We start from the raw sequence: 22851 nt of genomic DNA, 5'->3' as shown, positions 1-22851 counted from the left end.
GGTCGCTGATAGGAATGAGTGTCATGTGAAATGTTATCTTATAACTAATTTATTAGAGGTTGGTAGAGTTTTTTGTGTTGCCTGGGCCGGCCTCTTCGCAGCGCAAGGCTGCTCCTACCGGTCGGTGGTGACTTACTAGGAGCAGCCTTGTGCTGCGAAGAGGCCGGCCCAGGCAACTCAGTTCAGAAGGTGTAATCCACCGTCGCAAAGTACGACCGCGGCATCCCCATCAACCACTGCTGCCCACTGAACGCCGACTGCACATATTCACGATCAAACAGGTTGTTCAACTGCAAGCCCAACTTCACATCCGGCAGCACCTGCCAGGCGATGTTGGCATCGACCACGGTATACCCGGGGGCGCTCTGGGTATTGGCGGTATCGGCATAACGCTCATCTACGTAGCGCGCACCAATGCCGGCCTCTACCTGCTGGCCGAAGCCTTTGCTCAACCACAGGTTGGCAGTACGCCGTGGCACGTTGGCCGGCCGGTTGCCAGCACGGTCCTGAGCCACGCCGCCGACCATCTCGTCGAAGTCGTCATACCTGGCGCGCACCAGCGACGCGTTGGCCGATACCTGCCACTGATGCGCCAGGGCCAGTTCCAGGGTGGCCTCAAGGCCATCGGACGTCTGCTGCCCCGCCTGCTGCTTCTCGTGGGTGATCGGGTCGTCCACCAGCAGTTTCTTCTTGACGATGTGGTAGGCGGCAAGCGTCCATTCGCCACGGCCGTCCCAGAAGCGCTGCTTGAGGCCTACCTCGGTCTGCTTCGCCTCGGTCAGGTCATAGTGCATCTGTGTGGGGCTGAGGCTGATGAGGTTGTTGACCCCCTCCTGGCTGGTGGAGTACTGCCCGTAGAGCGACAGGTCGTCGGTGACGGCGAACACCAGCCCGGCGCGCCAGTTGCCACCTTGCAGGCTGCGGTCGCTGCGGCTGTCGTTGGTCAGGTTGGTGCGGTCGATGTGGTTCTGGTCGCGGCGCACGCCGGTGACCAGCGACAGCCGGTCGCTCAGCTGCAGGCGGTTTTCGGCGAACAGGGCGAAGGTGTGGGTGCTGGACAAGGTTTGCGGGCGCAGCGGCGAGGCGCTGTGAAACCAGCCCGGTTCTGGTTGCCACGGGTCGATGTAGTCGCCGCCCACATCGTTGTAGGGCGCATTGCTGTCGACGTTGAAGCGGACCTTGTTGTATTCCGCGCCGACCACGGTCTTGCTGGCCAGGCCGAACACGCTGTGGTCAAAGGTGAAGGTCTGGCGGTCGCCGAACTGTTCCTGGTTGTGCTTGATTTCCAGGTAGCTGCCGCGCTGCAATTGCTGGCGCTCGGCGTCCCAGCTGTAGTCTTCGGCGTTGCGCCAGTGGCGGCGGCTCTTGATGTAGTACAGCTGGTTGCTGGCGCTGACGTGGTCGTTCAACGTCCAGTCGGTGGTCAGCCGGGTCCACTCATCGACGTAGTGCTGCACGTCGTTCTGCACGTTGTAGTTTTTCTTGCGCAGGCTGCTGCGGTAGTGCCCGTCGATCAGCGGGGTGCCGTAGTAGTTGGCAGGCTCTGCATCGCCACGGTCGTGGGCAAGGGTAAAGCTGAGGTTGTCACTGGCATCGAAACGCAGCGCGGCACTCAAGGCCAGGCTGCGCGAAGTGGTGCGGTCGACCCAGCCGTTGCCGGCCTGCTGGTTGAGGGTGAGGCGATAGCTCAGGCGCTCGCTGAGGCTGCCGCCGCTGTCCAGGCCCAGCTGCTGGCGGTCCCACGAGCCGTAGCCCAGGCGCAGGTGGTTGCGCACCTCACCGGCAAACGGTTTTTTCGGGATCACGTTGATCACCGCGCCGGTGGCGCCTTCGCCATGCAGTACCGAAGCCGGGCCGCGAATCACATCGATGCGTTCGACCATCCACGGGTCGACAGGGAACGTCTGGGTGCCGGCACCGGTGTACAGGCGGGCGCCGTCGAACAGTGTCATCACCGAGCTGTGGCCGGCAAAGCCGCGGGCGGACAGGCCGGTGCCGCCGTCGCCCGGGGAGCCGACGAAGGTGATGCCCGGCGACCGCGTTACCGCATCCTGCACGGTGAGGTTGTTGCGCTGCTGGATCTGCTCGGCGCTGATGCTGCTGGTGCTGGCCGGTGTTTCCAGGGCGCTGAGGCCAAGGCGCGAGCCTGCCTGGGTTGGCGTGGCCAAGTCGATGGCCCGGCTGTCGAGGGTGTCGGTGATGGCCGTGGAGGGCAAGGCCAGGGGGTGTGGGTCACGGTCATCGGCCAGGGCCGGCAGGGCGACGGCCAGGCAGGCCGCCAGGGGGTGAAGCTTGAACTTACGGGACATGTCGTTCCACTGCTGCAGGAATGAATGGATCCCGGTGGAAAACACGCAAAGGCGAACCATGCAGGCAGGCGCGCGCACGGATTCCGGCCTGCGCCCGCCCACCGCGGGTTGCCAAGTGACGCTCCAGGCCGGTCTCCGGGCTTGCGAGGGGCATGACACCTTCACCTTCCCATGCATGTGCACAGTGGTATCTCGAAGGGGTCGCTCGCTTACCGTTGCGGGGGCAGCGCCGGACTTGTCGTGGGTACCACGACGCACCGGCTTCCCGTTTCACCCTGCGCGCGGCGGCGAAGGGCACCTGAAACTGGCGCGCATCTGACCACTGAAACGCTGTGGCGTCAAATGTTGGCGCCCCATGAATACCGCGATAAAACACAAGGTTGCGCGCGTTTACTGATTTTTTTTCGAACTTTTTTCGCGGCGTTTGTCTCGAACCGCACGTTCGCCTTTCGTTATCAAGTCATGGAGACTTCCCGCATGTCTGCTCGTCAACTGTTGCGCCACACCTGCCTGCTCGCCCTGATCGCCGCGCCGCTGGCCGCCACCGCCGCGCCCAGCACCGACCCGCTGTTCACACTTGGTCTGCAGGGCGCCTACGACAAGTTCAAGTTTGAAGGTGGCAGTGAAAGCGACAAGGAACACATGGGCCAGGGCGGCGTGTTCGCCACCTTCGGCAACAAGCTGACAGCCGAATCCGGTTTCATCTACCAGCTCGGCGCCGAAGCCAAATTCGGCAAGAAGAACGACAACAAGCTCAAGGAGGCCCAGGCCGAACTTGACCTTGGCTGGCGTGCGGCGCTGGACGCTCGCAACTTTGTCGACGTGACCGTGGGCGGCGGTTACAGCTGGTCGCGCTTCGAACCGGAAATCAACGACCTCGATACCAAGCTCACGGTGAAATCGCCCTTTGCCAAAGCGGCATTGGGCTACAACCACCAGTTCGACGCCTCGACCTTGCGCGTGGAAGTTGGGGCACGCCACACCCTGGACGGCCGCGCGCGGCTGAAGGTTGACGACTTTGGTAGCGACACGGTCGACCTGAAAGACCGCACCAACCCGTATGCCGAAGTGACGTTGCTGATGAACCAGCAGGGCGGTATGCCGGTGCAGGCGGGTGTTTACTACACCCGCACCGAATACAAGCTGGATGAAGATTCGCCAGCAGCAGACAACACCAAGCTCAAGCGTGACGAGTTTGGGGTGAAGGTGGGCCTGGCCTTCTGAAACTGAGCGTTTAGCAGGCCCGACCTCTTCGCGGGCTTGCCCGCTCCCACAGGATCTCCACGTACCCCGAGGTGAGTGGGTTTGCTGTGGGAGCGGGCAAGCCCGTGAAGGGGCCGAGCCTGCGAGAGAAGATCAGCGCCCGCGACGCCGCGACACCCGTGCCTCGATATTCTTGCGCCCGATCAGCAGTGGCGGCTTCTCCACCACCGGCTCATCCGCCAGCCACTTGTACATCACCAGGCAGTCCACCAGCCCCAGGCGGGCATGGCGATAAGCCTTGGGCAAACGCCCGACCGTTTCGAAGCCCAGCTTGTGCCACAGTGCCACCGCGACTTCATTGCTGGCCACTACCGAGTTGAACTGCAGGGCCAGAAAGCCCTCTTGGCGTGCCAGCTTCTGCGAGTGCTCGCACATCAGGCGCGCCACGCCCCGGCCTCGTGCCTGTTCGCACACCATGTAGCCGCAGTTGCCCACGTGCGCGCCAGGCCCGGCGGCATTGGCCTTCAGGTAATAAGAACCCAGCAGCTCGCCATCCTCTTCGGCCAGCAGCGTGTGCAATGGCAGCTCCAGCCACAGCTGACGGGCCTGATCGATGCTCAGGGCCGGGTCGTATGCGTAAGTTTCAGCAGCCTGGACAATGGCCTGGAAGGTGGGCCAGAAGCGCTCGAAGTCTTCGGCTGTCATGGGGCGAATGTGGATCATGCGGGTTCCTGCAAGGGCTGGGCCGCCAAGTCTGTGGGGCGCGGCGCCGTCGCGCAAGGGCGACGACGCCGTTTGTGCCTAGTCGTTGGCCTTGCCCACCGCATCCATGGCCCGCGCCGAGTACACCAGCGCCGCACCGGCGTTCATCGCCACGGCCACGCCGAGGGCTTCGGCAATTTCCTCGCGGCTGGCACCGTGCTTGACCGCCTGCTGCGAATGCACGGCGATGCAGCCGTCGCAACGGGTGGTCACGGCCACGGCCAGTGAGATCAACTCACGCGTCTTGGCGTCGAGGTGGTTGGTCTTGGCTCCTGCACCGCTGGCGGTCATGTAACCGGCCACGGTGTCGGGGGAGAGTTGCTTGAGATCGCTGATGCCGGCCATCAACTGCTTACGATAGGCGTCCCAGTCCATCATGCTCATCGTCTTCACCTTGTGGTGGTTGCGAGTGGAGCTTTCAGGCTAGTCGAAGAGTGGCAGGAGCGAGGCTTGTACTTTGGTGGGTGTGCAGCAGTACTTGTGAGGGCAACTGTCTTGCACCATCACTCATGCTGCCGCAGCACCTTGCAGGAGCGCGCTGAGCATTCAGATGTAGATGAACACCAGCACCAGCGCCGCAACCACTGCCCACTTTTCCAGGTAGTAGCGCATGCGGTTGCGCTTTTTCAGCGCCTTGCCGCGTTCACGAATCTTGTAGATGCGGGTGAACAAGCGGTTGATACCGCCGGTCTTGTCGCCGTCACCGTTAGGCGCGGCGGCGGCGGCCATGACGTTGCGGCTGAACCAGCGGTTGAACGCAGTTGCCCAGCGGTACTTGAGCGGGCGCTCGACGTCACAGAACAGGATGATGCGGTTGTGCTCGGTGGTATTCGCCGCATAGTGGATGTAGGTTTCGTCGAAGATCACACCCTCGCCATCGCGCCAGGAATACTTCTCGCCGTCCACGTCAATGTAGCAACCGTCGTCGTTGGGCGTGTCCAGGCCCAGGTGATAGCGGTAAGAGCCGGCATACGGGTCACGGTGGCGCACCAGCTTGGCGCCCGGTGGCAGGGTGGCGAACATGGCGGCCTTGACCGTGCCGATGCTTTGCAGCAGCTCGGTGGTGCGGGGGCACAGGGCCATCGCCGACGGGTGGCTTTCGCCATACCACTTCAGGTAGAAGCGCTTCCACCCGGTCTTGAAGAACGAGTTGAAACCGACGTCATCGTAATTGTCGGACTTCTTGATTTCGCCCACGTGCAGCAACTGGCGGCCTTCCTCGCGGATTTCCTGCCAGTGGTCCTGCAGCGGCTTCAGTTCGGGGAAGGCTTCGACCGGCAAGTAAGGCTTGGCCGGGAGCTTGGAAAACAGGTACAGGAAACTGTTGACCGGTGCCAGGAAGCTGGAGTGGTCGCCCAGCTGGCGGGTCAACTTGTGGCGAACTCGACCGCGCAGGTGCACGTAGGCAATCGAGAGGGCGAAGATAAGTACGAGTGCAATTTTCATGGACGTTTACTTGTCGAAAAATGGCCATGCGCCATGGCATAAGCCCGCCAGCATAAACAATCATGGGGGTAGTTTGTACTTATTGTTACGAAACGCCGGGGCGACATTGGTGTAATACCCTACAGTCTTGCGCAAACGTTTCACGTCATGGAGTTGGTATGGTTCAGGATATACGCCCCAGCGGTAGCCCGTTCAAACGGCTGTTTTTCGCCTTGCCGGTCAGCGATGCCCAGCGCCGGGCCTTGGCCCAGTGGCGGCGTGGGCTGGGCCTGCGCAGCGGCAAACCGGTGCCGGCGGCCAACTTCCACGTCACGCTGTTGTTCCTCGGCGATGTAGATACTGCCCAGGTGCCTGCGATCTGTGCGGCAGTCGATCAACTGGCGCTGCCGGCCATGGCACCGCGGCTTTTGCTTGACCGCTTGCAGGTGTGGCAGCGGGCCGGCGCGCTGGTGCTGGAGCCACAGCAGACACCGCCAGCCCTGTTGCAACTGGTGTACGGCTTGCAGCAGGCACTGCTGCCGTTGGGGGTGGAGGCGGCCAACCGTGAGTATCGGCCACACTTGACCTTGTCCAGGGATTACCGCGGGCAACCACCCGAGGCCAGCAGCGCGCCGGAGTTCTACCTCGCGGCTCGCCATTTCACGCTCTACGAGTCGCGCAAGGGCGCTTACTGGCCCTTGGCGCAGTGGCCGCTGGCAGACTGACCTGGGGTCAGAGTTGCGGGGTGTACTTGACCGTCAACATGAAGTTGCGTGGCTCGCCATAGTTGTTGCTGCCATTGAGCTGGTTGAAGCCTGCAACCCAGTACTTCTTGTCGAACAGGTTGTTGGCGTTGACGGCAAGGTTCACTTCGGGGGTTAGCTGGTAGGCCAGGCGTGCGCTCCACACGGTATAGCCAGGCACGGTGTAGGTACGCTCGTAGCCGAGGGTGTGGCTCTGGGTGGTGAAGCCCAGGCCGGTGCTCCAGCGCTGGCCGTCCAGTGGCAGGGTGTAATCGGCCCATGCACGCAGCATGTGCTTGGGTGTCCACTGGCTGAAGGTGCGGCCTTTGTCGTCAGGGTCATCGAGGAACTTGGTGGTGTTGTAGGTGTAGCCTGCGAACAGTTGCAGGCCACTCAGCACTTCGCCGCTGATTTCGGCTTCGACGCCTTGGCTGCGCACCTTGCCCGCTGCGGTGGAGCAGTACCAGTCATCGCAGGCGAAGCCCGAGGCTACGTCGGTGACGGCGCGGTTTTCCTGGTCGTAGCGGAACAATGCGATCGAGGCGTTGACCCGACCGTCGAACAGTTCGCCCTTCAAGCCCGTTTCGTAGTTGCTGCCGATCACCGGTTTGAGCGGCGTATTGCCCACGGCGCGTTCGGTTTGCGGTACGAACACGTCGGTGTAGCTGGCGTACCATGCCCATTCGCGGGTCAAGTCGTAGATAAAGCCTGCATAGGGGGTGACTTGGCCCGTTTCGGTCATGCGGCTGGTCGGGTAGCGGGTACCGGGGTCGGTCAGGCTGTCGAAGTCGATCGAGTCCCAGCTGTAGTCGAACCAGCTAACGCGCGAGCCAAGGACCAACGTCAGGTCCTGGGTGGGTTTGACGCGCCAGGCGCCGTACAGGCCTTTCTGGCGGATGTCGTAGCTGGCCCTGTTGGCACGTGCCAGTTCGCCCTCGAAGACGCTGTCGCGGCTGGGTTCCGGGCGGTCATGGTCGATGTCGAAGATGTTGCCGCCGGCATCGAAATTGCGCCAGTAGGCGTCATCCGAGGTCAGCTTCGAGTAGTTGCCGCCCACGGTGATTTCATGGGCCAGTGGGCCGGTATCGAAGTGGCCCACCACGTTCATGTCCAGGCCCAGCTTGGTCGAGTGAAAATCGGTGAGCCAGTCGGCGTAGGTGATGCCGCTGCCGTCAGGCGCAACGCCCTGGCGGGTGCTCTGCACGCGCTGGTGGGTGGATGTGTTTGTTTCATCCATGCGCACGGCTGCGGCCTTGAAGGTCCAGTCATCGTTGAAGCGGTGTTCAAGGTCCAGGTAGTACGTGGTGACGTCGGTTTCTGCGCGGCTCCAGCGGGCGCCGGTGTAAGTCGAACGCGGCAGGTCGACCGGTTTGCCACTGGCGTAGCGTGGGAGGCCGCGCAGCATCGGCCGGGACTGCTGACGGTTGTAGCTGATACCGCCGCCCACCGTGGTCGCGTCGTTCAGGTCGATGTCCAGGGCGCCATACAACGAATGGCTTTTGCTCCAGACATAGTCGATGAAGCTGTCGCTTTGGTCTTCGTCAGCGACAAGCCGCCCGCGCACACGGCCGTCGGTCGTCAGCGGGCCGCCGGCATCCAGCTGCAGGCCATAGTGGTCCCAGGAGCCAGCTTTGCCTGTCAGCGTAACGGTCGGCGCCGTTTGGCCACGCTTGCGCACCAGGTTGATTGCGCCACCTGGGCTGCCGGTGCCTTGCAACAAGCCTGAAGCACCGCGCAGCACTTCAACCCGGTCGAAGAACACCAGGTCCTGGGTGGCCCAGTTGCCCAGCGAATAGTTGTTTCGCGGGATCGGCACACCGTCGTATTGCCAGTCATCAATCTGAAAACCACGCGAGGTCACGACCACGCCCGGGCCAATGCCCTGTGCGCCGACAATGCCCGTGGTGTGGTTAAGCGCGTCCTGCAAGTCGGTGATGCCCTGGTCATCCAGTTGCTTGCGCGTGATGACGGTGACCGACTGGGGAATCTCCTTGAGGGTGTGCGTGCCTTTGCCCAGGGTCACCGCGCGGGCGGCATACGACCCGGTGCCTTCGCTGGTTGCGTCCACATAGTTGTCGGTGATACTGGTGCTGCCCAGCTCCATGACGTCGCTGCCCAGGTTGCCGGGCGCCACACTGAAATGGCCCTCGGCGGAAACCCGCAACTGCAAGCCGCTACCGGCCAGCGCAGCTTGCATGGCCTGCTCGGCACTCATCTGGCCGACCACGGCAGGTGCCTGCTTGCCGCGCACCAGTGCTGGCTCCAGCGCGATGATGTGGCCGCTCTGGCTGGCGATGCGGTTGAGCGTGTGAGCCAGGCTGGCGGGTGGCAGGTCGAACACTTGGGTTTGCGCCTGGGCAAGCACGTTGAAGCTGGCCAGGGCAGCGACCAGGGGCAGGGCGCGGGGCAAGGGGTTGTACACGGATTACTCCCGAATGAAGTGGCTGTCAGGAGGTATGTGGGACGAGCAAAGAAAACTTGCCACGATTGCGAATGATTTTGATAAATATTTTTATCAAGCGGGTTTCAGGTCGATCAACATCAGCCACGGGCCATAGCGCTCCACGCTGATTGGCAGGGCCTCGGCCAACGCCTTGAACGCCTGCTGTGGCTGGTCCAGAGGAAATACGCCCTGCACCCGCAGGTCGCGTGCCGCGGGGGCGAGCCGGATGTAGCCGCGCTGGTAGGGGCGCAGCGCGTCGACCACCACATGCAGAGGCTGGTCGAGGACCTCCAGGCGGCCCTCCAGCCATGCAGCGCGTTGCTGTTGCTCGCCTGTCAGCCGCTCGATGGTGTTGTTCCGTAGCAGGGCAGCCTGCCCCTGCTGCAGCTCCGCCCACTGCCCATCGGCGAGACTGGCGCGGACGCTGTGCTGCAGCACCACGACCCGTGTGGCGTCCTGCTCCTGGCTGACCAGAAACCGCGTCCCCAACGCCTGCACTTGCCCTTGCGCGGTGCGCACGCGCAAGGGGCGCAGCGGATCGCGCGCAACCTGGATCAGCAACTCGCCGTGACGCAGCATCAGAAGCCGCTGCCCGCCATCGAACTGCACGTCGACCGCACTGGCACTGTTCAGGCTCAGGCGGCTGCCGTCTGCCAAGGTAAAACTGCGCCGCTCGCCACGGCCCGTGTGCAAATCGGCCAGCCAGCCTTGGGTGGTGTCGCTGCGCCATCCACCCCACAGCGTCGCGCCGAACAGCCCCAAGCTGGCCATCGCGCCAAGTACGTCACGCCGTGAGCGAGTAGGCTGCATCAGCAATCGGCGTGCCTCTGCTGCTTGGCCAGGGGCCCGCTGATCCAGGGCGAGCAACGCGGCGAACGGATGGCCAAGGCGTTGCTCCAGGCGGTTCCAGGCCTGTTGGTGAGCGGGGTCTTGCTGCAGCCACAGCCTGACCCGTTGCAGCAGCGCCGGGTCAGGCGTAGCAGCCCTGAGCTCGACCATCCAGTCGATGGCTTGCTCGCTGACCCGGTCCAGGGCAGGCCTGCTCATGCCTGCACCTCGCACAGGTAACATTGGCGCAGCGCCTGTTTCATGTAGCGGCTGACAGAGCGTTCGCTGATCTGCAGCTTTGCCGCGATGTCGGCGTAGTGCATGCCGTCGAGCTGGCTGTAGAGGAAGGTGGCTTTGACGACTGCCGGCAAGCCGTCCAGTGCCTCATCGATGCTCACCAGGGCCTCGATCAGCAGCAGTTGCTCCTCGGCCGATGGTGCGACGGCCTCAGGCAACCGCGCCAGGTGTTCCAGGTAGGCCTGCTCGAGCTGGCGACGGCGATGGCGGTCAAAGATCAGCCGACGGGCGATGACAGTGAGGTAGGCGCGAGGCTGCTGAATGCTGTCTGGGTCGACACGTGCGCCGAGCATCTGGCAGAACGTTTCGGCGGCAGTGTCCTCTGCGTCGGCGTGGTTGCGCAGGCGTTTCTGGATGTGCTGGAGCAACCAGCGATGGTGGTCGCTGAAGAAAAAGCCCAGTTTACGGGTCGATGTGCTGTCCAACGCCTGGCTTCCGGTTGTGAGTGTGAATCGTTCTCAATGGTAGCCGGGTCGTCTGATTTCCTGCAATGGGCGGGTGTACAGAACCGAGGTGCCGCTACTTGAGTAGCGGCACTGCGCACAGTTCAGGCTGCGGCCTGGCAATCTGCAAACAGTTTTTTGCCCAAAGCGAGTGCGTGGTGCAAATGGGCGGCCTGGTCAGCCCCTTCGCTGTCATCCAGCAAGGTGGAGCTGAGTACCTCGGCGCCGCAATAGTCGAAGATGCCGTGCTCGATCTGCACGCGCATCGCCTCGCCATAGCCGTGCCGTTCGAAGGTGCCTGTATCGGCACCCGCGACGCCGATCAGGTGAACCTTCATGCCGCGCAGTTTCTTGATCGTGGTGCCTTCGTCATAGTCGAACGCCCAGCCGTTGCTGAATACCCGCTCGACCCAGCCCTTGAGCAAAGCTGGCAGTGACCACCAGTAGATCGGATAGACCAGCACCAGGGCATCGGCGCGCTCGATGCGTGCCTGCTCGTTGAGTACATCGGCCGGCGGTGCTGCCAGCCGTCGGTGCACGGCATGGTCTGCCAGGCTGAAGCGGGGGTCGAAGCCTTCGCTGGCCAGGTCGGCGATTTCGCTGCTGTGGCCGACGCTTGCCAGGCCGTCGGCAACCTGCCGGGCCAGCGCGTGGGTGAGGGATTGCGGGTCATGGTGACCGACGACGATCAGGGCGTGCATGGTGCCTCTCCATTCAACGATGCAGGGTAGCCTGAAGCGTTATATACTCCAGGTAAGTTACGCTTAGTAAGTTACTTTTGGTAGGTAATCGATGTCAAGCGATGATCAAGCCCGTTCGCGCAAGCGCCTGAGCCGCGACGACCGACGCAGGCAGTTGCTGGATATGGCCTGGCAATTGGTGCGGGAGGAGGGTACCGATGCCTTGAGCCTGGGCCGCCTGGCTGAACAGGCGGGGGTGACCAAGCCGGTGGTCTACGACCATTTCGAGACCCGCAACGGGCTGCTGCTGGCGCTGTACCAGGAATACGATGCGCGTCAGTCGCAGATGCTGGCGCAAGCCTTGGCCAGCTGTGAAGCCAGCCTGGCCAGCCGCGCCCGGGTGATTGCCGAGGCCTACGTGGACTGCGTGATGAGCCAGGGCCGGGAGATACCCGGGGTGTCGGCAGCGCTGGCCGGGTCGCCGGAAATGGAGGCGCTGAAACGGGCGTACGAACAGCCGTTCCTGGACAAGTGCAGCGAAGCCTTGGCCGGGTTTTCGCCCAGCGGCAATGTAGGGGCTGCCGGCATGCGCCTGCTGGTGGGGGCAGCGGATGCGCTGTCCCAGGCGGCTGCAGCGGGAGAGCTGGAAGCCGGGCAGGCCAAGGCTGAGCTCAAGGCCGCCATCATCGCCATGGTCGAGCGGCAAACATGAAGCGCATGCGACCATTGTGGGAGCGGGCGCGCCCGCAAACACCGGCATAGCCGGTGCCATCCACCGCGTTGTCTGCTTCGCGGGCGCGCCCGCTCCCACAGTGATCGAGCATGGCTTCGCTACACAGGCAAGCTCTGATAGGGCTGTTCATCCCCCGGGCTGCGCTCGAACTGGCGCTTGTACTCGCGGCTGAACTGCGAGGTGCTCTGGTAACCCACCCGGTGCGCTGCCTGCGCCACCCCCAGGCCTTCGCCGATCAGCATCTGCTGCGCCTTGAGCAGCCGCAAGCGCTTGAGGTACTGCATCGGTGCCATGTCGGTGCAGCGCTTGAAGTGTTCATGGAAGGTCGAAACGCTCATGTTGGCCCGCGCGGCCAGTGCCTCCACGCTAAGCGGCTCGGCGTAATGCTGGCGCAGGTGGGCGAGGGCGGCGCCGATGCGGGCGAAGTGCCCCTGTTGCTCCACCAGTGCTCGCAACACACCGGCCTGCGGGCCGCGCAGCGCGGTATACAGCACCTCGCGTACGCGCGCCGGGCCCAGTACCTTGGCGTCAAGCGGGTCCTGCAGGCAGTGCAGCAGCCGTTCCACACTTTCGCGCATTGGCGCATCCAGTGCTGCGGAGGTCATCGATTGCGGTGTTTGCGCCTGTACTGCAGCGTCCGGCACCAGGCCCATGCTCTGCACCAGTTCACCTAGCACGCCACGGTCGATGTCCACCGCCACGCCCAGCAATGGCGCGTCAGGGGTGGCGAAGGTTTCGCACATGAACGGAACCGACAACGCCTGCACCAGGTAATGCCCGGCGCCGTACTCCAGGGTGCGCGGCCCCAGGCGCGCCAGCTTGCTGCCCTGGGCCAGGATCATCAGGCTGGGTTCGTAGATCTGCGGGCTGCTGGCCACATAGTGGTCCCAGCTCAGCACCTGCACCTGGGGCAGGTGCGTGGGCACAAAGCCTGGGCGCGTGGCGAGGCTGCGGATCAGTGCGCAAAGCGGCGCATTGGCGTCGACGTGACGGGTCAGTTGCATGGTGAACCAAGGGCAGAGAATCAGACAGCTTGATCATCGCAGATTGAAGGCGTGGCGCCAGGTGTTGGATGAAATCTTCGGAGATTCAGGCATGCATGCCGGAGAATCAGCCGTGGGCGCGGCGAAGTTGGGCGCGCAGAATGTGCCGACTGAATCGTTTCACTTCACTGCGAGGCCCTGTATGTATACCGCCATCGGTTACGCCGCCCAAACCCCGACCAGCCCGCTGGCCCCCATGACCTTCGAGCGCCGCAGCCCGCGCCCGGATGACGTCGCCATCGAGATCCTGTACTGCGGCGTGTGCCACTCCGACATCCACCAGGCACGCAACGAATGGGGCATTGCCGTGTACCCGCTGATGCCTGGCCACGAGATCATCGGCCGTGTCACCGCAGTGGGCGCCAAGGTCACCGGGCACAAGGTCGGTGACCTGGTTGGCGTCGGCTGCATGGTCGACGCGTGCCGCCATTGTGAAGCCTGCGCCAAGGACCTGGAGCAATATTGCCTGGAAGGCCCGACCATGACCTACGCCACCCCGGACCGGGTCGATGGCAGCAACACCATGGGCGGTTACTCCAGCAGCATCGTGGTCAGCGAGCACTTCGTGCTGCGCATCCCGGCCGGCATGGACCTGCCCAGCGCCGCCCCTATCCTGTGCGCCGGCATCACCACCTATTCGCCGCTCAAGCACCACGGCGTGGGCCCGGGCCACAAGGTCGGCATCCTCGGCATGGGCGGCCTGGGCCACATGGGCATCAAGCTGGCCAAGGCCCTGGGCGCGGAAGTGACCCTGTTCACCCGTTCCCAGGCCAAGGCCGAGGAAGCCCGCCGCCAGGGCGCCGACCATGTGATCGTGTCCACCGATGCCGAGCAGATGCGCGCCGCTGCTGGCCGTTTCGATTTCCTGCTCGACACCATTCCGGTGCAGCACGACCTCAATCCGTATCTGGAAACACTGAAGTTCGATGGTGTGCACATCCTGGTCGGCCTGATCGAACCGATCGACCCGCCCGTGCATGCGGCCAACCTGGTGCTCAAGCGCCGGGTGGTGGCGGGGTCGTTGATCGGTGGCATCGCCGAGACCCAGGAAGTGCTGGACTTCTGCGCCGAGCACGACATCCGTTGCGATATCGAGATGCTGGATATCCGCAATATCAACCAGGCGTATGAGCGGATGATCGCAGGTGATGTGAAGTACCGGTTCGTGATCGACATGGCCACCTTGCAAGGCTGATTGATCGGCTGCCTGTACTGGCCTCTTCGCGGGTAAACCCGCTCCCACAGTTGCACCATGGCATTCAGGCTATGTGCGGTCCCGTGGGAGCGGGTTCACCCGCGAAGGGGCCAGTACAGGCTGCAAAAGATCCTGGTTCTGTTACCAGACCATCGCTTTGTCCCAACCCCGCCAGAACAACCACCGCCGCACCTCGCCATGTGCCCCGGTGCCGATCTGCCATTCAGGTCGCCCGCTATCCAGCGCAATCACCGACACCACCCCCGCGTGGCTAGCCGCCACCAGCGTTTGCCCGTCGGCGCTGATATCCATCGCACTGATGGTCGAGCCCAGGTAATGCTGCCAGTGCTCCGTACCGTCCTCGCCAAACGCCCGCAGGTAGCCATAGGCATCACCCACAATGTACTCGCCCTCGCGCGCCACCCCGGCGTATACCCGCGCGCCATCCTGCAGCAGTGGGGTACGTGGGTCCTGGCTGTAGTAGTCGGTCTCCAGCCCCGGCAAATCGGCGACGTTTACTCCCAGCGTGGCGCCGCTGTAGAAATGACAGGCATTGAGGGCCAGATGGTTACCGGTGCGGTTGAACAACGCAAAGTGCGGGTACTCGCTGCCAGGGCCGATGTCCGCCAGCGGCCTGAGTTGCGCGTCCAGCACCAGGTGGCGGCTGCCTTGCTCACCCACCACGATCAGCCGGCCATCCGCCGACACCGCGCCATGCTCCATGCTCAGCCCCAGGCTGATGTCGTCCGGGTCGGTGCCTTCGGCCAGCTCATCGAGCACGCGTGTCTGCTGCGGCAGCAGGCGAGTCGCACCCTGGGTGGACAGCACGAAGATACCTTCGGCACTCACCAGCAGCACACGCTGGCCATCCGGGAAGGGGATCAGCGCGGTCGGGGTGGGCGGCAGGTCGAACGGCTCGAACGGGTAACCTGGCGGCAACCCCTCCAGCCCCGTGGGCCAGGCCAGGCGCTGCACGTGTGGGCCGCCCCAGCCATCGGTCACACGCACGCCTTCGGCGTTGGCCAGGGCGAAGTAGCGACGGGCCGGGCAGCGGCCAAAGTGTTCGATACCGATGACCGGGGTTACCTCTTGGTGGCCGATACGCACCACCTGGCCCTTGTCGTAAGGCATGCCGATGCGTGCCAGCAGGCTGCCATCCTCCAGCAGCAGGACATTGCTGATGCCTTGGCCGTGGTCTTCGAGCAACGGTACCAGGGGGTGGTGCGCAGGCGGCCAGGCCTCGCGGAAGGCTCGACGCTGTTGTTCGTCGGCGCCAGAGTGATTGGCTGCCTGCAGGGCTGCCAGCCAGGCGTCCAGCAGGTGCCCGGTAGCTGGTGCCTGAGGCTCTTCAAGATTGTCCCAGCCTTGCGCACGGCCCTGCGCGACGTAGTCGTTGACGGCCTGGGCATAGGCAGTGACTGCCTGCTGCCACTGCTGCTGGGGGGGCTGCTTGTCCATGAGCGGATCGGGCTCCTTGTTGCACGCGCGTTTCACACAAAGCGCGCATGGTACTCCTTCTGCCTGCCTTGCGGTTGTGAGGCCCCGGGTTGACGCGTACCATGCCGTGCATTCCTATCAATAACAGCGCGTACGTCGGCACCCCTGCAAGCGGTGGCTGGCGTGCGAACTGTTGCCTTGTCTGCGGAGAAGCGTTTTCCACCCATGAACGGACCCATACCCACCCACATGCCGCCCACGGCGGGCAGCGGCAGTTGGCTGAGCGTCATCGCCCTGGCCCTGGCGGCCTTCATCTTCAACACCACCGAGTTCGTCCCGGTGGCGTTGCTCAGCGACATTGGCCGCAGCTTCGACATGAGCACCGCCCAAGTGGGGCTGATGTTGACCATCTATGCCTGGGTGGTGGCGCTGGCCTCGCTGCCGATGATGCTGCTGACCCGCAACATCGAACGGCGGCGCCTGCTGTTGTTCGTGTTCCTGGTTTTCATCGTCAGCCACTTGTTGTCGTGGCTGTCGCAGAGCTTTGCCATGTTGCTGGTCAGCCGAATCGGCATTGCCCTGTCGCATGCGGTGTTCTGGGCCATTACCGCCTCGCTGGCAGTGCGCGTGGCGCCACCTGGCCAGCAGGCCAAGGCGCTGGGCCTGCTGGCTACCGGCACCACCCTGGCCATGGTTCTGGGCATTCCGCTGGGGCGCGTGGTGGGTGAGGCGCTGGGCTGGCGCGTGACCTTCCTCAGCATTGCCGGGGTCGCGCTGGCCACCATGCTGTGCCTGATGAAGTCGCTGCCTCTGCTGCCCAGCCAGAACTCGGGCTCGTTGCGCAGCCTGCCAATCCTGTTCAAGCGCCCGGCGCTGGTGATTACCTACCTGCTGGTGACGCTGGTGATCACCGCTCAGTTCACCGCCTACAGCTACATCGAACCGTTTGCCCTGCACGTGGCGCAGATTGGCGGTGAGCGCACCACGCTCTTGTTGCTGCTGTTCGGCGGTGCCGGGGTATTCGGTTCGTTGCTGTTCAGCCGCTACAGCGACCGTTTCCCCCATGGCTTTCTGGTGGGCTCGATTGGCTTGCTCGCCGCGTGCCTGTTGCTGATGTTGCCGCTGTCGGGCAACTTCTATGCGTTTGCGGTGCTGAGCATGTTCTGGGGTGTGGCGATCCTCAGCTTCAGCCTGTCGCTGCAGTCCAAGACGTTGAAGCTGGCATCCGATGCCACCGATGTGGCCATGGCGCTGTTCTCGGGTATCTACAACATCGGGATTGGTGGCGGTGCGCTGCTGGGCAGTATCGTCAGCAGCCAGATGGACGTGGCCGATATCGGCCTGGTGGGCGGTAGCGTTGCGGTGGTCGGGCTGGTACTGGCTGTTGCCAGCACGCGGCGCTTCCGCGAGGCGCTGACACACTGACCCAAGGCCGCTCCCCCTGTAGACCTGTGGGGCACCTGCTTGGCGTTCAAGCCAGTACGGCAGCCCAGGCAGAAATCAACAGCACCGCCGCCAACACCTGGTTGAACAGCTGCAACCGGCGCGGTGCCTGCAACCAGCGGGCGCTGCCCACCCCCAGCACTGCCCACGCTGCCATGCACGGCAGGGCTATGAGTAAAAACACCAGTGCCAACTGCCACACCGGCAACGAAGGCGCGGCAAACACCCCGACCACCGCCACGGCCATCAACCATACCTTGGGGTTCACCACCTGCAACGCTGCGGCGCTCAAAGCACTGAACCCTTGCGCCGTGGCCGCTTGCAGCGGTGCGGTGGCACTGCGCAGCATCTTCCACGCCAGCCAGCTTAGCCACAACACTCCCGCCCAACTCATCACCTGTTGGGCCAAGGGGTGACGCAGCAGCAGTTCACCCAGCCCCAGACCCACCATCAACACGATCGCCGCCGCTGCGCCACAGGCCGCAACGATTGGCGCCAGGCTCGCGCGCAAACCCGCGCGCGCGCCATGGGCCAGGATCAACAGGTTAGTCGGCCCCGGGCTGATGCTGGACACCAGGGCGAACAGAATGAAGGGCAACAACGACTGCGACATGGTTCATGGCTCCGGAAATTCGAAGCACCATGCTCGCTGCCCGCAGGCGATCAGTCTGGAAGGTTTGAGCAGCGCCTGCGGTAGTCGGCAGGGGTCAGCCGGTAGGCCCGACGGAACCATCGCCCCAGGTGGCTCTGGTCGGCGAAGCCCAAGGCCACGGCCACTTCGGCAGGCGTCTGGCCCAGGGCGAGCAGGCGCCGCGCCCGGGCCAGGCGCAGCTGGATCAGGTAGGCATGCGGTGCAATGCCGAATGCGGCCTTGAATGCACGGGTAAGGCGAAAGCGGTCGATGCCGCAGGCCTGGGCCAGGTCTTCCAGGCCGATGTCGTGCTCCAGGTTGGCGTGCAGGAAATCCCGTGCGCGCTGGGCGGTCAGCGGCAGGCGTGGGTCGGGGTTGATGCGTCGGCGCCAGTGCATGTGGCGGGTCAGGCAGGCAAGCAGGTCGTCCATGGCCGTTTGCCGGACGATGCGCAAGTCCTGGTCGTGCACGGACTGGAAGGCGAGGGCGGTGGCCCGGGCGAGGTGTTCGTCGTGGCACAGGGTGTCGGCGAAGCTGGGCAGGCTGTCGCCCGGGGCGTGCTCGAACAGCGCCCGCAGCTGTTGGTCGAGCCACGCGGGCTCCAGGTACAGCGTGGAATAGGTAAAGCCTTCTTCGGTGGGCGCCAGGCCATCGTGGATGTCGCCAGGCTCGAGCAAGAAAACCTGCCCCGGCGTGCTGCGGTGGCGCACCCGGCGGCAATTGAACTGCTGCACGCCCTGTTCGGTCACGCCGACCAGGAAGCTGTCGTGCCAGTGCGGGTCGTAGGCATGCCCGACAAAATGCGCACGGACCGACTCGATGCCGCTATCGGCGTCTTGCTTGAGGTCGATCCAGTTGCTCATGAACGTGTGCCGTTGGCTTAAATGGCTACCTTAGCGCAACCCCTCGGCTCAGTCTGGAACGATTGTGCAGCCGTTGGTCAGTGCCCGATCACGCAGGGCCTCGAAGCGCTCCCGCAGCCACAGGTGCAATTGCGAAACCGCCGGTGTGAGCTGCTTGCGATGCGGGCATACCAAGGTGACCGGGGTAGGTTCGCCGAGCAGTTCGGGCAGGACGATTTCCAGTTCACCGGCCGCAATGTTGGCGCTGACATCCAGCCACGACTTGTAGACGATGCCTTCGCCTTGAATGGCCAGGCGACGGATGACGTCGGCATCGTCACTGACCAGCGGCCCGCGCACCTGCACGGTACGGTTGCCCAGCTGCCACTTGTCGTATACCCGGTTGTGCTGCATGTACAGCAGGCAGGCGTGTTGCTGCAGGGCGTCGGGGCTGAGCGGGCGGCCGTGGCGGGCCAGGTAGTCGGGCGATGCGACCAGCACTCTGCGGTTCCAGTCGGCCAATGGCAGAGCGATGTAGTTGGCATCCTGGTTCAGGCCATAGCGGATGGCCACATCCACCGGGTCGCGGTTGAGGTCGGCAATCTGGTCGGACAGGAAGAAGCGCAGTTGCAATGCCGGGTGCTCGCGGCGGAAGGCGCTGAGCCAGGGCAGTAGCATGTTGCGGCCCATGTCGGAAGGTGCCGACACCTGCAGGGTGCCGCGCAGGGTATTGGGGTTGCCATGCAGGTCTTCATGGCCCTGGCGCAGGCTTTCCAGCACATTAAGCGCAGTGGGCAGGTAGCGCTCGCCCTCGGCGGTCAGGCGCAGGCTGCGAGTGGTGCGGGCGAACAGGCGCACATCCAGGTCGCGCTCCAGGCGTTTGATTGCTGCGGCCACCTGGCCCGGCAGCAAGCCGGCTTCATGGGCGGCGGCAGTGAAGCTGCCCAGTACGCTGCTGCGGGCAAACAGTTCGAGGTCGGCGATGCGCAGCATTTTCACTCCGGCGATGAAAGTGTTGCTGCATTGTGCCGGTTTTTCTTTTCTGCGGGAAAGATAAGATACGCGACAAATCCACTGTTCATTCACGGAGTTGTCATGGATACCGTCTCGCTGGCCAAGCGCCGCTACACCACCAAAGCCTACGATGCCTCGCGCCGCATTCCCCAGGCCACTGTCGATGCCCTGCTCGAACAACTGCGCCACAGCCCGTCCTCGGTCAACTCCCAGCCGTGGCACTTCATTGTCGCCGATACTGCCGAAGGCAAGGCCCGCCTGGCAAAAAGCACGACTGAGGGTTACGCCTACAACACGCCGAAGCTGCTCGATGCCTCGCACGTGATCGTGTTCTGCACCCGCACCGAAATGACCGAAGCGCACCTGAATGCGGTGCTCGATCAAGAGGCCGCCGATGGCCGTTTCCGTGACGAACAGGCGCGTGCCGGGCAGAACCAGAGCCGCCGTCACTACGTGAACCTGCATCGCTACGACCATAAGGATGTGCAGCACTGGATGGAAAAGCAAACCTACCTGGCCTTGGGCACGGCATTGCTGGGGGCTGCGGCACATGGCCTGGATGCAACACCCATCGAGGGCTTTGACAGCAAGATCCTCGATGCCGAGCTGGGCTTGCGTGAGCGTGGCTTTACCAGCGTGGTGATCCTCAGCCTGGGTTATCGCAGTGAATCGGACTTCAACGCCGGGTTGAACAAGTCACGGTTGCCGGCTTCGCAAGTGTTCACCTTCCTCTGAGATTGCGAGGGCCGCAAGCGGCCCCCATTTCGAAAGCCAGCCAGTCCGGCGATCAGTGAATGGCCACTGGGTTGATGTTCACCTGGGTCGAGCCCTTGTACAGCGGCTGCCCCAGCACGAACAGGAACTCGAACGCCTTGTCTTGCACCAGCGCACGCGTGTCGATCAGTTCCAGGTTGTAGATGCCCCGTTTGGCCAGCATGAACTGGTTGACCGGGAACTCTTCGCCGCTCGGGTTCGGGTACACCTCGGAGGCCCAGGTATCGCCACCAAAGGCGACGATACCCTGGTCCGCCAGCCATTCGGCTGCCGGCAGGTCGATGCCTGGCTCGGTGGCAAGGAATTGCTGGTTGTCCTTGCCGATCAGCTCCAGCCAACCGGTATTGAACAGCACCACATCACCCGTGCGCAGGGTAATGCCTTGTTTCTTCAGCACGGCCTTGATGTCAGCGACGGTAAACGCAGTGCCGCCCGGGACGATGGCCTTGCCGTAGTAGGCCGTCATGTCCAGCACCACACCACGGGTGACCATTGGCGGTACTTTCTCCACGCCCAGCCTTGTCACGCCTTCGACGGTGACGAAGTCGGCCGCCTTGTTGCCGTTGTAGTAGACGTTGTCGATGCCGATATGGCCGATGCCGTTGAGCTGGGTGCCGACGCCGGTCCAGCCGTTGACCAGTTCATCGTTGAAGCTGAACTTGTTGCGGCCCAGGGTCTGGCCCGCCTGTTCGCCGGGCTGGATGTTGTAAAGGTGGAAGCTGCGGTGGCGGAATGCCGGCAAGTCCTTGCTCACGGGCACGGCCAGGGGGTAGGTCTTGCCGGTCTTGACCAGGCCGACAGCCTGCTTGACCACCTCTGGGGTGAGCAGGTTGGCGGCGCCGATTTCATCCTGTTTGCCGTAGGGCGAGGTCTGCCAGTCGGCTGCCAAAGTGGCCTGGGCAGTGGTCGCCAGGGCGACGGCCAGTAGCAAGGGCTTGAAGCATGTCATCGAGTACTCCTGAAAAATGCGTTGTCAGGAGCGAATTCTGCGCAGGGCAGGCTTGGGGAAAAAGCGGCCCGTGGGACAATGACTTTTGCCTGCCGGTCAATAACTACCCTCGTGCAGCGCCAGGCTCTGGCGCAACTGTTCGAGCATGGCCACGCGCAGTGCCTGCGGGGCCTGGATGCGGATAGAACCTGCTTGGGACAGCAGCCAGCCCATCAGCGCCCGGTTGTCGTCAACAGTGGCCACCAGCGTGGCGCCGCCGCTCGCTTGCGGCGTCAGTTGCATGTCTGCTGACAGGGGTGATTGCTGCAGGCGCAAGGCCAGCGCGTCATCGACCCAGGCATGCAGTTCAACCTGGGCCGGGGGCGTAAGCACGTCGGGTTGCAGCTGCTGCGCTTCGCTCAGGCTCAGGCCGGGTTGCCAGTACCAACCATACGGCATGCCTTTACTGTTGCACTGCAACGGGAACAACGCGGCGAGCTCGACCAGATCGCGTTCGACGGTGCGTTTGCTGGTGGTATGGCCCACGGTTGTCAGGGCGGCCTGCAACTGGGTAGAGCTCATCCCGGGGTGGCGGCCGGGCAGCAACTTGAGCAGCTGCCACTGGCGGGCAATGGTGTGGCGGGTAGGGTGGCTGGGCAAAGGCTTCGTCCTTGAAGGCAGGCGTCAAACCTGCCTGGATAGTGGCGTATAGCTATTGCTCAGCATACCCTCTCATAGAATGGGATCCAAGTTTTCCCCGAATGCCTCCAGTTGAATTCAGATAGCGAGGCTGTCGACCACGCCGCCGTCGACCCGCAGGGCCGCGCCGGTGGTGGCTGAGGAATAAGGGGAGGCGAGGTATACCACCAGGTGGGCAACCTCATCGACATCGGCGACGCGCTGGATGATTGAGCTTGGCCGCGCGGTGCGTACGAAGTTGTCCGCCTCTTCACGAATGCTGCGCCCGGAAGCCTTGGCTGCATCGGCCACCATCGCGGTCACGCCATCGGTCAGGGTCGGGCCCGGCAGCACTGCGTTCACGGTCACCCCGGTGCCTGCCAGACGCTTGGCCAGGCCATGGGAAACAGCCAGGTTGGCGGCCTTGGTCACGCCGTAGTTGATCATGTCGGCAGGGATGGCGACACCCGATTCCGAGGAAATGAACAGGATCCGCCCCCAGCCGTTCTCGACCATGCCCGGGGCATAGTGGCGTGCCAGGCGCACACCGCTGAGCACATTGGTGTCGTAGAAGCGCGCCCATTCGCTGTCGTCCACCTCGAAGAAGTCGACGTCGTCGTAGATGCCCAGGTTGTTGACCAGGATGTCGGCCCGTGGGTGGGCTGTGAACAGGGTTTCGGCACCGGCGGCGGTACCCAGGTCGGCGACCACGCCGTGCACCTGGCCACGGCCACCTTGCTTGCGCACTTCGGCGAGGGCGGCGTCCAGCGACTTCTGGCTGCGGCCGGCAATGACCACGTCGGCATTGGCGCGGGCCAGGCCACGGGCGATGGCCAGACCAATACCGCCGGTCGAGCCGCTGATGATGGCGGTGCGTCCGCCCAGGTCGATGTTCATGGGATGGCTCCTGTAAGTGAGTTGCAGTGATGCAAGCCATCCAAGTGAAGCACGTTCAGTCAGTAAAAGACGGACTACCACTGGGTCGAGACCTGGTCCGGGG

At 63.7% G+C, this 22851-nt stretch carries 22 protein-coding genes and 1 riboswitch; of the genes, 6 read left to right on the top strand and 16 right to left on the bottom strand.

Annotated features, from left to right (window positions below; all coding sequences use genetic code 11):
• Positions 1 to 182: 182 nt before the first annotated feature.
• Entirely contained in the window at positions 183 to 2309 is a 2127-nt protein-coding gene (locus E8E78_RS08035; protein WP_049275296.1) for a TonB-dependent receptor, read from the bottom strand.
• A 108-nt stretch (positions 2310 to 2417) separates the two neighbouring features.
• A riboswitch (cobalamin riboswitch) is annotated at positions 2418 to 2626 on the bottom strand.
• 160 nt (positions 2627 to 2786) lie between these two features.
• Here E8E78_RS08035 and E8E78_RS08030 point away from each other — a divergent pair.
• Complete coding sequence (locus tag E8E78_RS08030) at positions 2787 to 3533, top strand: outer membrane beta-barrel protein (RefSeq protein ID WP_049275293.1); 747 nt, start codon at positions 2787 to 2789, stop codon at positions 3531 to 3533.
• Positions 3534 to 3665: 132 nt separating this feature from the next.
• On the opposite strand, the gene E8E78_RS08025 is transcribed toward E8E78_RS08030, so the two are convergent.
• The 3 genes from E8E78_RS08025 to lpxO all read right to left on the bottom strand — a co-directional run bounded on the left by E8E78_RS08025 (position 3666) and on the right by lpxO (position 5720).
• Positions 3666 to 4235, bottom strand: coding sequence for a GNAT family N-acetyltransferase (locus E8E78_RS08025; protein ID WP_059395103.1), 570 nt, complete (start codon positions 4233 to 4235; stop codon positions 3666 to 3668).
• Positions 4236 to 4313: 78 nt separating this feature from the next.
• On the bottom strand, positions 4314 to 4658 hold the full coding sequence (locus tag E8E78_RS08020; RefSeq protein ID WP_049275536.1) for a carboxymuconolactone decarboxylase family protein: 345 nt from the start codon (positions 4656 to 4658) through the stop codon (positions 4314 to 4316).
• A 162-nt stretch (positions 4659 to 4820) separates the two neighbouring features.
• The gene (gene lpxO, locus E8E78_RS08015) at positions 4821 to 5720 is read right to left on the bottom strand and encodes a lipid A hydroxylase LpxO (protein ID WP_049275535.1); all 900 of its coding nucleotides are present in this window, start codon (positions 5718 to 5720) and stop codon (positions 4821 to 4823) included.
• 158 nt (positions 5721 to 5878) lie between these two features.
• On the opposite strand from lpxO, the gene thpR reads away from it, so the two are divergent.
• Positions 5879 to 6424, top strand: a complete 546-nt coding sequence (thpR, locus tag E8E78_RS08010) for an RNA 2',3'-cyclic phosphodiesterase (protein WP_049275534.1) — start codon at positions 5879 to 5881, stop codon at positions 6422 to 6424.
• A 7-nt stretch (positions 6425 to 6431) separates the two neighbouring features.
• On the opposite strand, the gene E8E78_RS08005 is transcribed toward thpR, so the two are convergent.
• The 4 genes from E8E78_RS08005 to E8E78_RS07990 all read right to left on the bottom strand — a co-directional run bounded on the left by E8E78_RS08005 (position 6432) and on the right by E8E78_RS07990 (position 11154).
• Complete coding sequence (locus E8E78_RS08005) at positions 6432 to 8864, bottom strand: TonB-dependent receptor (RefSeq protein ID WP_049275533.1); 2433 nt, start codon at positions 8862 to 8864, stop codon at positions 6432 to 6434.
• A 93-nt stretch (positions 8865 to 8957) separates the two neighbouring features.
• Positions 8958 to 9932, bottom strand: a complete 975-nt coding sequence (locus E8E78_RS08000; protein ID WP_049275532.1) for a FecR family protein — start codon at positions 9930 to 9932, stop codon at positions 8958 to 8960.
• Positions 9929 to 10435, bottom strand: a complete 507-nt coding sequence (locus tag E8E78_RS07995; RefSeq protein ID WP_016500433.1) for a sigma-70 family RNA polymerase sigma factor — start codon at positions 10433 to 10435, stop codon at positions 9929 to 9931. The genes E8E78_RS08000 and E8E78_RS07995 overlap by 4 nt, the downstream gene beginning before the upstream one ends.
• 122 nt (positions 10436 to 10557) lie before the next feature.
• Complete coding sequence (locus E8E78_RS07990; RefSeq protein ID WP_049275531.1) at positions 10558 to 11154, bottom strand: NAD(P)H-dependent oxidoreductase; 597 nt, start codon at positions 11152 to 11154, stop codon at positions 10558 to 10560.
• A gap of 91 nt (positions 11155 to 11245) precedes the next feature.
• Here E8E78_RS07990 and E8E78_RS07985 point away from each other — a divergent pair, with 91 nt between their 5' ends.
• On the top strand, positions 11246 to 11845 hold the full coding sequence (locus tag E8E78_RS07985) for a TetR/AcrR family transcriptional regulator (RefSeq protein WP_049275530.1): 600 nt from the start codon (positions 11246 to 11248) through the stop codon (positions 11843 to 11845).
• 119 nt (positions 11846 to 11964) lie between these two features.
• Here E8E78_RS07985 and E8E78_RS07980 read toward each other — a convergent pair whose 3' ends face one another.
• On the bottom strand, positions 11965 to 12870 hold the full coding sequence (locus tag E8E78_RS07980; RefSeq protein WP_049275529.1) for an AraC family transcriptional regulator: 906 nt from the start codon (positions 12868 to 12870) through the stop codon (positions 11965 to 11967).
• 181 nt (positions 12871 to 13051) lie between these two features.
• Between E8E78_RS07980 and calA the strand changes: the two genes are divergently transcribed.
• Positions 13052 to 14104, top strand: coding sequence for a vanillin reductase (calA, locus tag E8E78_RS07975; RefSeq protein WP_049275527.1), 1053 nt, complete (start codon positions 13052 to 13054; stop codon positions 14102 to 14104).
• A gap of 141 nt (positions 14105 to 14245) precedes the next feature.
• On the opposite strand, the gene E8E78_RS07970 is transcribed toward calA, so the two are convergent.
• Entirely contained in the window at positions 14246 to 15562 is a 1317-nt protein-coding gene (locus E8E78_RS07970) for a hypothetical protein (protein ID WP_049275526.1), read from the bottom strand.
• 204 nt (positions 15563 to 15766) lie between these two features.
• Between E8E78_RS07970 and E8E78_RS07965 the strand changes: the two genes are divergently transcribed.
• Entirely contained in the window at positions 15767 to 16966 is a 1200-nt protein-coding gene (locus E8E78_RS07965; protein WP_041167785.1) for a sugar transporter, read from the top strand.
• A gap of 46 nt (positions 16967 to 17012) precedes the next feature.
• On the opposite strand, the gene E8E78_RS07960 is transcribed toward E8E78_RS07965, so the two are convergent.
• From E8E78_RS07960 to E8E78_RS07950, 3 genes are read right to left on the bottom strand one after another with little or no spacing between them, the layout of a single operon-like run.
• Positions 17013 to 17597, bottom strand: coding sequence for a LysE family translocator (locus E8E78_RS07960; protein WP_049275524.1), 585 nt, complete (start codon positions 17595 to 17597; stop codon positions 17013 to 17015).
• Positions 17598 to 17647: 50 nt separating this feature from the next.
• Positions 17648 to 18478, bottom strand: a complete 831-nt coding sequence (locus E8E78_RS07955; protein ID WP_016500425.1) for an AraC family transcriptional regulator — start codon at positions 18476 to 18478, stop codon at positions 17648 to 17650.
• Positions 18479 to 18526: 48 nt separating this feature from the next.
• Positions 18527 to 19450 carry a LysR family transcriptional regulator gene (locus tag E8E78_RS07950; RefSeq protein WP_016486010.1) on the bottom strand — a complete coding sequence of 308 codons (924 nt, stop codon included), beginning with the start codon at positions 19448 to 19450 and terminating at the stop codon, positions 18527 to 18529.
• Between the two features lie 102 nt (positions 19451 to 19552).
• Between E8E78_RS07950 and E8E78_RS07945 the strand changes: the two genes are divergently transcribed.
• Positions 19553 to 20206 (top strand): oxygen-insensitive NAD(P)H-dependent nitroreductase NfsB, encoded by a 654-nt coding sequence (locus tag E8E78_RS07945; protein ID WP_016500424.1) that lies wholly within the window; start codon positions 19553 to 19555, stop codon positions 20204 to 20206.
• A 52-nt stretch (positions 20207 to 20258) separates the two neighbouring features.
• Here E8E78_RS07945 and E8E78_RS07940 read toward each other — a convergent pair whose 3' ends face one another.
• The 3 genes from E8E78_RS07940 to E8E78_RS07930 form a co-directional block, all read right to left on the bottom strand.
• Positions 20259 to 21194 (bottom strand): cyclase family protein, encoded by a 936-nt coding sequence (locus E8E78_RS07940; RefSeq protein ID WP_049275521.1) that lies wholly within the window; start codon positions 21192 to 21194, stop codon positions 20259 to 20261.
• 96 nt (positions 21195 to 21290) lie between these two features.
• The gene (locus E8E78_RS07935; RefSeq protein ID WP_049275520.1) at positions 21291 to 21833 is read right to left on the bottom strand and encodes a WYL domain-containing protein; all 543 of its coding nucleotides are present in this window, start codon (positions 21831 to 21833) and stop codon (positions 21291 to 21293) included.
• Positions 21834 to 21950: 117 nt separating this feature from the next.
• The gene (locus tag E8E78_RS07930) at positions 21951 to 22748 is read right to left on the bottom strand and encodes an SDR family oxidoreductase (RefSeq protein ID WP_059395093.1); all 798 of its coding nucleotides are present in this window, start codon (positions 22746 to 22748) and stop codon (positions 21951 to 21953) included.
• Between the last annotated feature and the right edge of the window lie 103 nt (positions 22749 to 22851).

The sequence above is a fragment of the Pseudomonas sp. BN505 genome, from assembly GCF_029873175.1.
In the GTDB taxonomy this organism is placed as follows: Bacteria; Pseudomonadota; Gammaproteobacteria; order Pseudomonadales; family Pseudomonadaceae; genus Aquipseudomonas; species Aquipseudomonas putida.
Note: the sequence above shows the minus strand (reverse complement) of the source record. Positions and strands in the feature narration are given on the sequence as shown.